We start from the raw sequence: 14,778 nt of genomic DNA on the forward strand, positions 1-14,778 counted from the left end.
AGTAGGACGTCGCCAAGCAACTAAAAACACAAGTCTTTTGACTTGTGTTTTTTTTTATTTCCCATGAAATAGGTTCGGTTCTGCTAGTAAAAAATTCGAAATGTAGTAAGGGATTTTTTGAGCAGAAATAGTAAGAAATTGATAAATAAATGGGTAATCTTCAGAGCCATAGCTTCCAAGTAAATCATACCACCAATCTGTTTCGTATCTAGAAATCATACTTAAATTGTAGAGCAATAAATAATGAACAAGAAGTTCAGGTAATACGGGTGTAGGATTTCTAGGGTCAGTTGTAAGTGGTAAGTAATAAGTATCAGCGAGATATTCGTAGTATAAAGGCGTACTATATATAGGATTCCACGATTGGATAGGAGCTGTAAAAAGTAAATTGGATGCGCTCGTTTTCCCGGTGACATGTTGCACGGATAAGTGCTTACAAATTGATTCAATATAACGTGAAAATCTTTCTGAAGTCATATGAAGTCGATCTAGTATGTTGACTGAAAAGGAAAGTTCATTTGCATTTGTTGAATCAATTTTATACAAAGTGGAACCTCGCTGACTATAGCGAAATAAGTTTTGTAATTCAGGAATATTTCCCATTAAATCCAACATGTTAAACTTCTCTGATTCTAAGTGTTTTATGTGAAACAGCTGTTCTGCAACATGAGTAAATAGTCCATTTTTTTGTACTTTTACCTCATCTTCTAAAAATTGATATCCCTGTTTTTTTCGCTTACGAGTCGTAACGCCATGAGCTAAAACAGTAGTGGATTCAGGATAGTTTGGATCAATAGTTAATAAGCATGCTTTAAAAAGTTGGCTCATTCCATAAAACAATAACATTGGCTGAATCGAAAAGGGAGCTACCTTATATAATTCGTAATAATTTTTCCCATGTTCTAAGTAATAAATAAAAGGATAACAATTTTCGAAACTTTTTTTTTCAGCATTTTGTATGGAGGATTTTTCATAACAACGGGCAAGATAACGTTGTACATTTTGAGATGAAAAGAAGAAACTTAGTTGCTGCCAAGTACAATGTGTTTGATGCATATATTACGCTCCTTTTATTGTCTAAAAATTCTAACATATATATACGTCCTTGACAGTATTTTAACCAATTGATAAGCTACTAATAATAATTTCTGGTATCATGGGGGGAACAATTATGTGGGAATCTAAATTTGTTAAAGAAGGTTTGACTTTTGATGACGTATTACTTGTGCCAGCAAAGTCAGATGTACTACCAAGAGAAGTAAGTGTTAAAACAGTTTTATCTGAAAGCTTACAGTTAAACATCCCGTTAATTAGTGCAGGAATGGATACAGTAACAGAAGCGGATATGGCTATTGCAATGGCTCGTCAAGGCGGTTTAGGAATTATTCATAAAAATATGTCTATTGAACAACAAGCCGAGCAGGTTGATAAAGTAAAACGTTCTGAAAGTGGTGTTATTTCAGATCCTTTCTTTTTAACTCCAGAACATCAAGTGTATGATGCAGAGCACCTTATGGGGAAATATCGTATCTCAGGTGTACCGGTTGTAAATAATTTAGACGAGCGAAAATTAGTTGGTATTATTACAAACCGTGATATGCGTTTTATCCAAGACTATTCAATCAAAATTTCCGACGTAATGACAAAAGAACAGCTAATTACAGCTCCAGTTGGTACAACGCTAGATGAGGCTGAAAAGATCCTACAAAAGTATAAAATTGAAAAACTCCCTCTTGTTGATAACAACGGTGTATTACAAGGGCTTATTACAATAAAAGATATTGAAAAAGTAATTGAATTCCCAAATTCTGCGAAGGATAAGCAAGGGCGCTTATTAGTTGGAGCAGCAGTTGGTGTAACGGCTGATGCTATGACTCGTATTGACGCATTAGTAAAAGCTAGCGTAGATGCAATCGTACTTGATACAGCTCATGGACATTCTCAAGGCGTTATTGATAAAGTAAAAGAAGTTCGTGCAAAGTATCCATCATTAAATATTATCGCTGGAAATGTTGCTACTGCTGAAGCAACAAGAGCATTAATTGAAGCAGGTGCAAACGTAGTTAAAGTTGGTATTGGACCAGGCTCTATCTGTACAACACGTGTTGTAGCTGGGGTTGGTGTACCACAATTAACAGCGGTTTATGATTGTGCAACAGAAGCTCGTAAACACGGTATCCCAGTTATCGCTGACGGTGGTATTAAATACTCTGGTGATATGGTTAAAGCTTTAGCAGCAGGAGCACATGTTGTTATGCTAGGTAGTATGTTTGCTGGTGTTGCTGAAAGTCCTGGTGAAACTGAAATTTATCAAGGTCGCCAATTTAAAGTATATCGTGGTATGGGTTCTGTCGGAGCTATGGAAAAAGGAAGTAAAGATCGTTATTTCCAAGAAGGAAATAAAAAACTTGTTCCAGAAGGTATTGAAGGACGAGTACCATATAAAGGGCCTTTAGCAGATACGGTTCATCAATTAGTTGGTGGATTACGTGCGGGTATGGGATATTGCGGAGCACAAGATTTAGAATTTTTACGTGAGAATGCACAATTTGTTCGTATGTCAGGTGCTGGTTTACTTGAAAGTCATCCTCATCACGTACAAATTACAAAAGAGGCTCCAAACTACTCATTATAATGTCTCATATATAAATAGACGGAGATTTTATATCTCTGTCTATTTTTTTTTGATTATGTTAGAATAACGGTTATGTGAGTACATAGATATTGGGGGTAGCAAAAGTGAAAGGTATGTTTTGCAAAAGATTCATTGCACTAGTAACAATGCTTACACTAGCTTGTAGTATGTTGTTACCATATAGCAATGCATCAGCTGAAACAGGAGCCGCTTTAAATATTGAAGCAGGTGCGGCAATTTTAGTTGAAGCGAATTCTGGAAAAATTGTATATCAAAAGAATGCAGATGAATTATTATCCATTGCTAGTATGACGAAGATGATGAGTGAGTATTTAGTTCACGAAGCAGTGGATAAAGGAAAGCTTAAGTGGGATCAGAAAATTAAGGTTTCTGAATATGCGTATAAAGTTTCACAGGATGCTTCATTGTCAAATGTAGCATTAGAAAATGGCGGCTCTTACACAGTAAAAGAGTTATACGAGGCAATGGCAATCTTCTCTGCAAATGGTGCAACGATTGCATTAGCAGAAGCAATTGCAGGTAAAGAAGTAGATTTCGTAAAAATGATGAATGATAAATCGAAAGAACTAGGGTTGAAAAATTATAAATTTGTCAATTCTACAGGTTTAACGAATAAAGATTTAAAGGGAATGCATCCAGAAGGAACAACAGCGGATGAAGAAAATAAAATGTCTGCAAAGGATGTTGCAACTTTAGCACAACATTTAATTAAAGATTATCCAAAAGTGTTAGATACAGCAAAAATCCCGAAAAAAGAATTCCGTCCAGAAAAAGAGAAGTTTGCAATGTCGAACTGGAACTGGATGTTAAAGGGCTTAGTTAAAGAATATGATGGCGTAGATGGCCTAAAAACAGGCTCAACTCCAGAAGCGGGAGATTGCTTCACTGGTACGGTTGAAAGAAACGGTATGCGTTTTATTTCTGTAGTGATTAAAACAAGTTCTCATACAGCACGTTTTGATGAAACAAAGAAGCTATATGATTATGGATTTGCTAACTTTGAAATGAAACAAATGTATAAAAAAGGTTCTTCAGTAAAAGGACAAGAAACAGTACGAGTAGAAAATGCGAAAGATAAAGATGTAGCAGTTCAAACGAAACAAGCCATTTCACTTCCAGTACCAAAAGGAAGTAAAGATGTTTATAAAACAGAATTAAAAGAATCAAGTAAGGGACAAGAAGCACCTATTAAAAAAGGAGCTGCGCTTGGTCAAATGGTCATTACGCCAAAAGATACAAACGATCCTGGATTTTTAACTGGTAAGTCGTTGCAAGTGGATCTTGTAACAACAGCTGAAGTAGAAGAAGCAAACTGGTTTACTCGTGCTATGCGCGGAATTGGTTCTTTCTTTAGTGGTATATGGAATAGTGCTGTTGATACAGTAAAAGGTTGGTTTTAAAAGCTCCTCATTGTAGGGGCTTTTTCTTATTCCTATTTTTCATACCGACTTTATGAAAAAGTAGTAGACAAGCATCTGATAGTTAGTGGTAGAATGTAAGAGTATTCTTAATTTTCGCCTTTAACGGGGAAAAGCAATTCACCTAGGGGGGTTTTTGTAACATGACAAATGTAACAGGGACAGAACGTGTAAAACGTGGAATGGCAGAAATGCAAAAAGGCGGCGTTATTATGGACGTAATTAACGCTGAACAAGCAAAAATTGCAGAAGAGGCAGGCGCAGTTGCCGTTATGGCATTAGAGCGTGTACCAGCAGATATTCGTGCAGCAGGTGGCGTTTCTCGTATGGCAGACCCAACAATCGTTGAAGAAGTTATGGGTGCTGTGTCAATTCCGGTTATGGCAAAATGCCGTATCGGTCACCTTGTAGAAGCACGTGTATTAGAATCATTAGGGGTAGACTATATCGATGAGAGTGAAGTATTAACTCCTGCCGATGAAGTATACCATTTAAATAAACGTGATTACACAGTTCCATTTGTATGTGGTTGCCGTGATATCGGAGAAGCTGCACGTCGTATTGCAGAAGGTGCATCTATGCTTCGTACAAAAGGTGAACCAGGAACAGGAAACATTGTAGAGGCAGTGCGTCATATGCGTCAAGTCAATGCAGAAATCCGTCAAGTTGCAAGTCTACGTGAAGATGAGTTAATGACATATGCAAAAAATACTGGTGCTCCTTATGAAGTACTACTTGAAATTAAACGCCTTGGTCGTTTGCCGGTTGTAAACTTTGCAGCAGGTGGTGTAGCAACACCAGCAGATGCAGCATTAATGATGCAACTTGGTGCGGATGGTGTATTTGTTGGATCTGGTATCTTTAAATCAGAGAATCCAGCGAAATTTGCACGTGCAATCGTTGAAGCGACAACTCATTATGAGGATTACGAGTTAATTGCAAGCCTTTCTAAGGGATTAGGTAATGCGATGAAAGGTATTGAAATTTCAACGTTACTACCAGAGCAACGCATGCAAGAGCGTGGATGGTAATTGAAGGAGAACTTTAAAATGGTGAAAATCGGTGTACTAGGTCTTCAAGGTGCAGTTCGTGAACATGTAAAATCAGTTGAAGCAAGTGGTGCAGAAGCTGTTGTTGTAAAGCGTATAGAACAACTTGAAGAGATTGATGGTCTTATTTTACCAGGCGGTGAAAGTACAACTATGCGCCGTCTTATTGATAAGTATGCTTTCATGGAACCACTTCGTACATTCGCGAAGTCTGGTAAACCAATGTTTGGTACATGTGCAGGAATGATTCTTCTTGCAAAAACACTTATTGGCTATGACGAAGCACATATTGGTGCTATGGATATTACAGTTGAACGCAATGCGTTTGGACGTCAAAAAGATAGCTTTGAAGCTGCACTTTCTATTAAAGGTGTGGGAGAAGATTTTGTTGGCGTATTTATTCGTGCTCCGTATGTTGTAAATGTAGCGGATGATGTTGAGGTACTTTCTATACATGGTGATCGAATGGTAGCGGTAAGGCAAGGGCCGTTTTTAGCTGCTTCTTTCCATCCGGAATTAACGGATGATCATCGTGTAACAGCATACTTTGTAGAAATGGTAAAAGAAGCGAAAATGAAAAAAGTTGTATAAGTAACTTGCAACTTGTATAAGATTATAGTAAATTGATGGTAACAATTTTATAAAATAAGCGTGTTGATAGGAAGTAGTAACAAATGTCGTTTCTTATAGAGAGTCGATGGTTGGTGGAAATCGATAGAAACAGTTTGTGAATCCATCCTGGAATGGAATGTGGAATATCTTTATGATTAGTAAACATTCCCGGTGAAGAGCCGTTATTTCTACTTGAGAGGAAGGCGGTAATGCTTTCAACTAGGGTGGCAACGCGGGTTAACTCCCGTCCCTTTATATAGGGACGGGAGTTTTTTGTGTTTTATAAAATAAAAGGAGGAGTATATAATGCTTGATATTAAATTTTTACGTACAAATTTTGAAGAAGTAAAAGCTAAGTTACAGCATAGAGGCGAAGATTTAACTGATTTTGGTCGCTTTGAAGAATTGGATACGAGAAGAAGAGAACTACTTGTTCAAACGGAGGAACTAAAAAGTAAACGTAACGAAGTATCTCAACAGATCTCTGTATTGAAGCGCGAAAAGAAAGATGCAGAAGCTCTAATTTTAGAAATGCGTGAAGTTGGAGAAAAAGTAAAAGATCTTGATAATGAACTTCGTACAGTTGAAGAAGATCTAGAAAGATTGATGCTATCTATTCCAAATATTCCTCACGAATCTGCGCCAGTTGGTGAAACAGAGGATGATAATGTAGTAGCTCGCACTTGGGGAGAAGTGAAGGAATTTGCTTTTGAACCAAAACCACATTGGGATCTTGCTACAGATTTAGGAATTCTAGATTTTGAACGTGCTGGAAAAGTAACAGGAAGCCGCTTCGTATTCTACAAAGGTGCTGGCGCAAGATTAGAGCGTGCTTTAATTAGCTTTATGCTGGATCTTCATACTGATGAGCATGGATATGAAGAAGTATTACCTCCGTATATGGTAAACCGTGCAAGCATGACAGGGACAGGACAACTTCCGAAGTTTGAAGAAGATGCATTCCGTATTGAAAGTGAAGACTACTTCTTAATTCCAACAGCTGAAGTACCTGTAACAAATATGCACCGTGATGAGATCTTAAATAAAGAACAATTGCCTATAAGATATGCTGCATTTAGCTCTTGTTTCCGTTCTGAAGCAGGTTCAGCTGGCCGTGATACACGTGGTTTAATTCGTCAGCATCAGTTCAATAAAGTAGAGCTTGTGAAGTTCGTAAAACCAGAAGATTCTTATGAAGAGTTAGAAAAACTAACAAATGATGCAGAACGCGTGTTACAATTATTAGAGTTGCCATATCGCGTTATGAGCATGTGCACAGGCGATTTAGGATTTACGGCAGCGAAGAAATACGATATTGAAGTATGGATTCCAAGCTATGGCACATATCGTGAAATCTCTTCTTGTAGTAATTTCGAGGCTTTCCAAGCGAGACGTGCAAATATCCGTTTCCGTCGTGAGCCAAACGGCAAACCAGAACATGTTCATACATTAAATGGATCTGGTCTTGCAATTGGACGTACGGTGGCAGCTATTTTAGAGAACTACCAACAAGAAGATGGTACAATTATAATTCCAGAAGTTCTTCGCCCTTATATGGGAGGAAAAACAGTTATTAAGTAAATTTATAAACATTCATCGGTATGAGTGATTGGTAATTATGAGCGTTGTCAGTACTATAATATAGGAGAGGAAAAGTAAATTTTTCCTTTCCTCATAATTTATTTTAGTAGGGTTGACTAACTGTTTTTCTTTTGATATTATATTTGATGTCAATATGGAGGTATACCCAAGTCTGGCTGAAGGGATCGGTCTTGAAAACCGACAGGCGGCGAGAGTCGCGCGGGGGTTCGAATCCCTCTACCTCCTCCAGATATAATTGACAACAGCGCATATAAGTGGAGATTGGAGAACTCGTTACCACACGTAACGAGTTTTTATTTTAAAACCAATCATAAAGTATGGTGTAAGGCGATTTTGTCCTTATTACACACTCATATTCCGATGATTATCTTCATAGATATGAAAGGAGTCAACATGGATCTTATTATACAAACGTTTCCTTTAGATGGAAAAACTTTATATTATGTACAATGTCCTGTCTGTAAGAACAATAGAATTTTAAACAGTGGTGCAAATGTATCACGCATTATTAGCGATGATACATTCCGTAAACTTTGTGGTTGCACTTGTGATGTAAAGCAAACTGCAACAAAAGTAGAGGTACCAAAAAAAGTTAAAAAAGAAGCTGTAAAGAAAGAAGCAGCTCCAAAACGTACAGGTAAAGTATTAACAGCAGTAATTAACGGGAAAGAAATGACTGTTAAAGAGATTGCTGAGGCGTACGATATTAGTACAAGTACTGTTCGTCAGCGTATTAACGCTGGAAAACCTGAGAGTGAAATTATTGCTCCAACAAAGAAGAAGTAATTTAATAGAAAAACCCGTGCGTATGCACGGGTTTTTTATTTTACAAGTTTACGTGTTTGTTTTAAAAAATGGCCGATTTTTTTAATGATTGGTTCAATGGAATCGCCATCTTTTAAAATATCGTATTCATTAATGTTTAATCGTAAAACAGGGCATGAATTAAAGTTATTAATCCAGTTTTCATAACGCCCATGCATCTCTTTCCAATACTCAATTGGTGTTTGCTGTTCCATCGGACGTCCACGTTCTTGGATACGATCAACGATATCATCGAAAGAACCTTCTAAGTAAATTAATAAATCTGGATGAGGGAAGTAAGGAGTCATGACCATAGCGTCAAATAAACCTTTGTATGTTTCATAATCAGTTTCTGTCATTGTACCTTTTTCGTGATGCATTTTTGCAAAAATGCCAGTGTCTTCATAGATAGAGCGATCTTGAACAAAACCGCCGCCGTATTCAAAAATTCTTTTTTGTTCTTTAAATCGTTCTGCTAAAAAGTACACTTGTAAGTGAAAGCTCCAGCGTGTGAAATCAGCATAGAACTTGTCCAAATATGGGTTAGAATCTACCTTTTCAAATGACGTGCGATACCCTAAAGCGTTAGCTAGTGCAGTTGTCATAGTGGATTTACCGACACCTACTGTTCCAGCGATAGTGATTACTGCGTCATTTGGGATATCATATTTTTGCCTTAAATTCATTATTATTTCGACTCCTTTAAGAGAGTATTTTGAAGGGTAGATAGGATGACGTTTAAATCATCAGGATTTTTTACAAAATCCATATCGTCTCCGTTAAATTTCAATACTGGGATATCTGGATGGTCCTTTTTAAAAGCATCCATTGCTGTTTCGTAATCTTTTGTGAGCTGTAGTAAGTAATTTGGATCCATATTTTTTTCGAATTCTCTTCCGCGCATTGCGATTCGCTTTTGTAATGTTTCTAGGCTAGCTGTTAAATAAACGATAACGTTTGGAACTGGCATATCTTGTGTAAGGATACGATAGATTTGCATGTACTTGTCATATTGAGAATCTTTTAATGTACGGGATGCGAAAATTACATTTTTGAATATATGATAATCCGCTACTACTGGCTTCCTTTGATTCAAATACTTTATGTTAATATCTTCTAATTGTTTGTATCTATTACAAAGAAAGAACATCTCTGTTTGAAAACTCCATTCGTCGATGTCTTCATAGAACTTTCCTAAAAAGGGGTTTTCATCAACAATCTCTTTCAGTAAGTGGAGTTGCATGTGAGTTGAAATTTCCTTCGCAAGTGAAGTTTTTCCAACACCAATTGGTCCTTCAACCGTGATAAATGGTACTCCGGTCACGCTGTTTCCTCCTTTCAATCAGTGATTTACCGTGACTACTAAAAACACAAAACAGAATTATTGTAGCACAAGAGGGAAGCGAGCGGGTTAATTTGATATAAAAAGTTGGAAAATAGATATATGTATTAATTAAATTTTATTTGAGACGACGGTACTATATTTGCTTTTAATGTGGTTTCCATTATTTTTAAAGCATGCAGGTTATCCTGATCATCATTAGATGCAATACAGTCCTGTGGTACATACAATGTATAATTCCTCATATGAGCATCGTTAGCTGTAAAGAGGATACATATATTCCCGGCGACACCTGTTAATATTAGATTTTCTATTTTTAAATAGCCTAATAAAGAATTTAAAGGTGTTTCATAAAAAGCAGAGTAATGTGGTTTAATAAAAATGTAATCATCAGCATTTGGAGCGATCTTATGAATGATATTTTCACTATACTCATTGGTACAATGAGTAATCAATTGGTCAATATCAGATCTCCAAAGTTGATAATGGTCATTAATATAAATGATGGGGCAACCGAAGGATTTCATTATTTTCTTTAATTGTAAAATAGGGTTGGTTATAATTTCGCATTTTTCGGCTAGGATAGGCCCATGTGAAAATTGAAAGTCATTAATCATATCGATAATGAGTAAGGCAGTATTCTTCATATGTAATCCCCTCTCTTTTTTCTTAGGGTGGATTGAATTTGTAAAAGTTATCCCATGTGTAGTAAATGGAAATAAGTGTACTTTATTTGTAATGAAAGGACTATGTTATGGAACGTGATCAAGATATTTATTTTATGCAGTTAGCAATAGAAGAGGCTAAAAAAGCAGAGGCAATACAAGAAGTACCGATTGGTGCAGTTATAGTATTGGATGGTGAAGTAATTAGTGTTGCTCATAATTTAAGGGAGACTGAGCAAAGATCAATAGCTCACGCTGAGTTGTTAGCTATTGATGAGGCGTGCAAAAAATTAGGGACATGGCGTTTAGAAGATGCGACGTTATATGTAACATTAGAGCCTTGTCCGATGTGTGCGGGTGGAATTGTTTTATCACGAGTAAAGCGAGTTGTATATGGTGCGAGTGATCCGAAAGGTGGATGCGCAGGGACATTGATGAATCTGTTAACGGATGAACGCTTTAATCATCAATGTGAAGTAGTAGCTGGTGTATTAGAAGAAGAGTGCGGTACGCTGTTAACGAACTTTTTTAGAGCGCTTCGTAAAAAAAGAAAAGCGATTAAGAAATTAGAGAAAAGTAAAGAGAATTAACGTATTTGCATTTTATAAAAAAACAAGTTATACTGATAGTGCCTTTAATGAAGGCAACCGAATATTGGTTTTAACTTTGCCGTGCTAAGCGGGGAGGTAGCGGTGCCCTATACTCGCAATCCGCTCTAGCGAGGCCGAATCCCTTCTCGAGGTTATGTTGCTGTAAGGTCTGCCTTAAGTAAGTGGTGTTGACGTTTGGGTCCTGCGCAACGGGACCCCGTGAACCTTGTCAGGTCCGGAAGGAAGCAGCAATAAGCGGGTCTTCTCGTGTGCCGCAGGAGTGCCTGAACCGAGCTAACTGCTTAAGTAACGCTTATGGTACGTAATCGACAGAAGGTGCACGGCAGTTATATATGTATACAAAACTCACCTTAATACTAAGGTGGGTTTTTTGTATAGAAAATAACTTTTGGAATCTATAAACAGAATGGGTTATAATAAATGAGATAATAACCTTTGAGGGAGGCCGTATTTTCGTGTCATACCAAGCGTTATACCGAACATGGAGACCGCAAAAGTTTGAAGATGTAGTCGGTCAAAAGCACGTGACAAAAACGTTGCAAAATGCCCTTCTTCAAGAGAAAGTTTCACATGCTTATTTATTTTCTGGGCCGAGGGGAACAGGAAAAACGACAATTGCAAAAGTGTTTGCAAAAGCAATTAACTGTGAACATGCTCCGGTAGCTGAACCTTGTAATGAATGTCCTTCTTGTTTGGGGATTACACAAGGATCTATTTCAGATGTATTAGAAATCGATGCGGCTTCAAATAACGGTGTAGATGAAATTCGAGATATTAGAGATAAAGTAAAATATGCTCCAAGTGCTGTAGAATATAAAGTATACATCATTGATGAAGTTCACATGCTTTCCATGGGTGCCTTCAATGCGCTTTTAAAAACGTTAGAAGAACCGCCCGGACATGTTATCTTTATTTTGGCGACAACAGAACCACATAAGATACCGCCTACAATTATTTCGCGTTGCCAACGTTTCGAATTCAGAAAGATATCAGTAAATGATATTGTTGAGAGATTATCGACAGTTGTGAACAATGAAGGTACGCAAGTAGAAGATGAGGCGTTACAAATTGTTGCACGTGCCGCTGAAGGTGGTATGCGTGATGCGCTTAGTCTTATTGATCAGGCAATATCTTATAGTGATGAGACCGTTACGACAGAAGATGTATTAGCTGTAACAGGGTCTGTTTCTCAGCAATACTTAGGCAACTTAGTAGAATGTATACGTGAAAATGATGTATCAAGAGCATTACGTATCATAGATGAGATGATGGGTAAAGGGAAAGATCCAGTTCGCTTTATGGAAGATTTCATTTACTATTATCGTGATATGCTTTTATATCAAACTTCACCACAATTGGAACATATGTTGGAACGAGTAATGGTAGATGAGCAATTCCGGACGTTAAGTGAAGAAATGCAACCGGAAGTAATCTATGAGATCATTCATACTCTTAGTAAAGCACAACAGGAAATGAAGTGGACAAATCATCCGCGAATTTTCTTAGAAGTTGTTATGGTACAACTGTGTCAACAGTTTATGATGCAAGCAAATGGTGCAGATCGTTTACAAGCAATTATGAACAGGATGCAGCAATTGGAGAAAGAGTTAGAAGAAGTTAAAAAGAATGGTGTGCCGGCCGGTGTGCAGCAGGAAGTCAGAGAGACACGTGCAGCACCAAAGCCAGTACGGACAGGAAGTATGAAGATACCTGTCGGACGCGTAAATGAAGTATTAAAGCAAGCAAAGCGTCAAGATTTAGAACAATTAAAAGCTGTATGGGGTGAGTTGTTAGGAAGACTCAAAGCATACAACAAAGTAGCGTTTGCTGTTTTATTAGAAAATAGCGAACCGGTAGCGGCTTCAGATGATACTTACGTTTTAGCGTTCCAATATGAGATTCACTGTAAAATGGCAAGCGAAAATCGAGAGGCTATGGATACAGTGGAACAAACTTTATTTGAATTGCTAAGTAAAAGATTAAATATGATTGCCATTCCAAAAAGTGAGTGGGGTAAAATCCGTGAAGATTTTTTACAGCGTGAAGGTGGAAGTTCTGAAGAAAGCCCAGAGAAAAAAGAAGATCCTCTTATAGAAGAGGCTGTAAAATTAGTAGGGCAAGAACTCATTGAAATAAAAGAGTAATAATAATTAGGAGGAATTAATTATGATGCGTGGCGGAATGGGAAATATGAATAACATGATGAAACAAATGCAAAAGATGCAAAAGGAAATGGCAAAGGCGCAAGAAGAACTTGGCGAAAAAACAGTTGAAGGTACAGCTGGCGGCGGTATGATCACAGTTATTGCAAATGGTCATAAGCAAATTCTTGAAGTAAAAATGAAAGAAGAAGTTGTAGATCCAGAAGATATCGAAATGTTACAAGACTTAGTGTTAGCTGCAACAAACGATGCACTTAAAAAAGCTGATGAACTTTCAAACTCTACAATGGGTAAATTTACAAAAGGCTTAAACTTACCGGGTGGAATGTTCTAGGAGGATATTGATATATGCATTATCCAGAACCAATATCAAAACTAATTGATAGTTTTATGAAATTGCCAGGAATCGGACCGAAAACAGCGGTTCGATTGGCGTTTTTCGTATTAGATATGAAAGAAGATGATGTGTTAGGTTTTGCAAAAGCACTTGTAAATGCGAAGCGAGACTTAGCATATTGTTCTGTATGTGGGCATATTACTGACCGTGACCCTTGTTATATTTGTAACGATTCACATCGAGATCAATCAGTTGTTTGTGTCGTGCAAGAACCGAAAGATGTAATCGCGATGGAAAAGATGAAAGAGTATCAAGGTGTATATCATGTGTTACGTGGTGCTATCTCTCCAATGGAGGGAATTGGACCAGAAGACATTAATATCCCGCAACTTCTAAAGCGACTACACGATGAAACAGTACAAGAAGTAATATTAGCAACAAATCCTAATATTGAAGGGGAAGCTACAGCGATGTATATATCCCGCCTCTTAAAGCCGACAGGTATTAAAGTAACTCGTATTGCACACGGTCTGCCAGTTGGTGGAGATTTAGAATATGCAGATGAAGTGACACTGTCGAAAGCGTTAGAAGGTCGTAGAGAAGTATAAGAGGAGAAACAAAAATGTTCTTTCAAAAAAAGGGTAAATTGCGTAAAGAGTATGATGATAAGCTAATTGTACTATTAGAAAAAGTGAAGAATGAATGGTTACGTCAAAAGAGAATGGTTGAACAAAGTGTTGAACCATCTCAAGATGTACTTTGTTCTTTGAAAATAGCAGAGGCGAAATATTTCTTCTTGCTAAAAGAAGCAAAACGTCGTCCTGTGAAGATGGAACAATGGTAAAAGGTTCTGCTGAAAAAGCAGAGCCTTTTTATTTTATTCGTTAAATATGTAGTAGTCACTTCGTTTGGAAAGATCGATTAATGTTTGTTTGTGAAGAATGTGTAGCCGAATCAAGGTAAATAAGATGAAACGACTGGAGTTATATAATAAACGTTCTTTTTTATCGTCTTGTCCCATACAAATAAATGTGTATAGGTCATTCATAAGGAGGAAAAAATGAATTCTACAATTATTATTGTTGGTATTCTTACGTTAATTTTTATTTTCCTTGTTTTTGGTGTTTCTTCTAAGCCGTTACGTTTTATAGGAAAAGCGCTCTTTCATGTTACTTTAGGAGTAGCATTACTTTTTATCGTAAATGTTGTAGGAACGTATTTTGATTTTCATATTCCAATTAACTTGGGGACCGCAACGATTACAAGTTTATTAGGTTTACCCGGTGTTGCTGCATTAGTGGTTATTAAGCTTTATATCATGCCAAGATAAATTTATTTTGGCATTTTTTTTAAAAGTGTTGACTTGTTAATGGTTAATATGGTAAATTAATAAGCGTCGTCAGGAACGAAAGAAAAAAGTTGTTGACAGGTTTAACGCAAAATGTTAAATTATAAAAGTCGCTGCAACGCGATGTTGAACTTTGAAAACTAAACGAAACAAACAACGTGAAACGTCAATT

General features: G+C 37.1%; 16 protein-coding genes, 1 tRNA gene, 1 other RNA gene and 1 other annotated feature. Of the genes, 14 read left to right on the forward strand and 4 right to left on the reverse strand.

The features are described 5' to 3' along the window. Positions 1-54: 54 nt before the first annotated feature. On the reverse strand, positions 55-1,056 hold the full coding sequence (locus AC0NJG_RS28060; protein WP_087952071.1) for a YaaC family protein: 1,002 nt from the start codon (positions 1,054-1,056) through the stop codon (positions 55-57). A 115-nt stretch (positions 1,057-1,171) separates the two neighbouring features. Here AC0NJG_RS28060 and guaB point away from each other — a divergent pair, with 115 nt between their 5' ends. From guaB to AC0NJG_RS28095, 7 genes are all read left to right on the forward strand, one after another. Further along, positions 1,172-2,635 (forward strand): IMP dehydrogenase, encoded by a 1,464-nt coding sequence (gene guaB, locus AC0NJG_RS28065; protein ID WP_000264079.1) that lies wholly within the window; start codon positions 1,172-1,174, stop codon positions 2,633-2,635. A gap of 113 nt (positions 2,636-2,748) precedes the next feature. After that, positions 2,749-4,056 carry a D-alanyl-D-alanine carboxypeptidase DacA gene (gene dacA / locus AC0NJG_RS28070; protein WP_012644137.1) on the forward strand — a complete coding sequence of 436 codons (1,308 nt, stop codon included), beginning with the start codon at positions 2,749-2,751 and terminating at the stop codon, positions 4,054-4,056. A gap of 161 nt (positions 4,057-4,217) precedes the next feature. After that, positions 4,218-5,105 (forward strand): pyridoxal 5'-phosphate synthase lyase subunit PdxS, encoded by an 888-nt coding sequence (gene pdxS / locus AC0NJG_RS28075; protein ID WP_000186156.1) that lies wholly within the window; start codon positions 4,218-4,220, stop codon positions 5,103-5,105. Positions 5,106-5,123: 18 nt separating this feature from the next. Then, a complete protein-coding gene (pdxT, locus tag AC0NJG_RS28080) occupies positions 5,124-5,714 on the forward strand; it encodes a pyridoxal 5'-phosphate synthase glutaminase subunit PdxT (protein WP_308902560.1) in 591 nt (196 codons plus the stop codon). Positions 5,715-5,768: 54 nt separating this feature from the next. Next, positions 5,769-5,990, forward strand: a binding site (T-box leader). A gap of 51 nt (positions 5,991-6,041) precedes the next feature. After that, entirely contained in the window at positions 6,042-7,316 is a 1,275-nt protein-coding gene (gene serS / locus AC0NJG_RS28085; protein ID WP_000884181.1) for a serine--tRNA ligase, read from the forward strand. 156 nt (positions 7,317-7,472) lie between these two features. Beyond that, positions 7,473-7,565, forward strand: a tRNA-Ser gene (locus tag AC0NJG_RS28090). Positions 7,566-7,730: 165 nt separating this feature from the next. Further along, positions 7,731-8,123, forward strand: a complete 393-nt coding sequence (locus AC0NJG_RS28095) for a sigma factor-like helix-turn-helix DNA-binding protein (protein ID WP_087994200.1) — start codon at positions 7,731-7,733, stop codon at positions 8,121-8,123. Positions 8,124-8,158: 35 nt separating this feature from the next. Here the strand turns inward: AC0NJG_RS28095 and AC0NJG_RS28100 are convergent, their stop codons facing one another. From AC0NJG_RS28100 to AC0NJG_RS28110, 3 genes are all read right to left on the reverse strand, one after another. Then, on the reverse strand, positions 8,159-8,827 hold the full coding sequence (locus AC0NJG_RS28100) for a deoxynucleoside kinase (protein ID WP_001053585.1): 669 nt from the start codon (positions 8,825-8,827) through the stop codon (positions 8,159-8,161). A gap of 2 nt (positions 8,828-8,829) precedes the next feature. Next, positions 8,830-9,465: a deoxynucleoside kinase gene (locus AC0NJG_RS28105; protein ID WP_087952072.1), complete on the reverse strand. Its 636-nt coding sequence runs from the start codon at positions 9,463-9,465 to the stop codon at positions 8,830-8,832. Positions 9,466-9,590: 125 nt separating this feature from the next. Beyond that, positions 9,591-10,130 (reverse strand): cysteine hydrolase family protein, encoded by a 540-nt coding sequence (locus AC0NJG_RS28110; RefSeq protein ID WP_474063677.1) that lies wholly within the window; start codon positions 10,128-10,130, stop codon positions 9,591-9,593. Positions 10,131-10,237: 107 nt separating this feature from the next. On the opposite strand from AC0NJG_RS28110, the gene tadA reads away from it, so the two are divergent. The 7 genes from tadA to AC0NJG_RS28145 all read left to right on the forward strand — a co-directional run bounded on the left by tadA (position 10,238) and on the right by AC0NJG_RS28145 (position 14,588). Continuing rightward, a complete protein-coding gene (gene tadA, locus AC0NJG_RS28115) occupies positions 10,238-10,738 on the forward strand; it encodes a tRNA adenosine(34) deaminase TadA (RefSeq protein ID WP_000439009.1) in 501 nt (166 codons plus the stop codon). 79 nt (positions 10,739-10,817) lie between these two features. Further along, positions 10,818-11,082: signal recognition particle sRNA large type (gene ffs, locus AC0NJG_RS28120), an RNA gene on the forward strand. Positions 11,083-11,214: 132 nt separating this feature from the next. Beyond that, positions 11,215-12,903 carry a DNA polymerase III subunit gamma/tau gene (gene dnaX / locus AC0NJG_RS28125; RefSeq protein ID WP_087952074.1) on the forward strand — a complete coding sequence of 563 codons (1,689 nt, stop codon included), beginning with the start codon at positions 11,215-11,217 and terminating at the stop codon, positions 12,901-12,903. 25 nt (positions 12,904-12,928) lie between these two features. Further along, positions 12,929-13,255 (forward strand): YbaB/EbfC family nucleoid-associated protein, encoded by a 327-nt coding sequence (locus AC0NJG_RS28130; RefSeq protein ID WP_173602315.1) that lies wholly within the window; start codon positions 12,929-12,931, stop codon positions 13,253-13,255. A 14-nt stretch (positions 13,256-13,269) separates the two neighbouring features. Then, positions 13,270-13,866, forward strand: coding sequence for a recombination protein RecR (gene recR, locus AC0NJG_RS28135; RefSeq protein WP_000559169.1), 597 nt, complete (start codon positions 13,270-13,272; stop codon positions 13,864-13,866). Between the two features lie 14 nt (positions 13,867-13,880). Further along, a complete protein-coding gene (locus AC0NJG_RS28140; protein ID WP_000466020.1) occupies positions 13,881-14,102 on the forward strand; it encodes a YaaL family protein in 222 nt (73 codons plus the stop codon). 216 nt (positions 14,103-14,318) lie between these two features. Then, positions 14,319-14,588, forward strand: a complete 270-nt coding sequence (locus AC0NJG_RS28145; RefSeq protein ID WP_087952076.1) for a pro-sigmaK processing inhibitor BofA family protein — start codon at positions 14,319-14,321, stop codon at positions 14,586-14,588. Positions 14,589-14,778 lie beyond the last annotated feature (190 nt).

This window comes from Bacillus sp. SSR7, assembly GCF_055902415.1.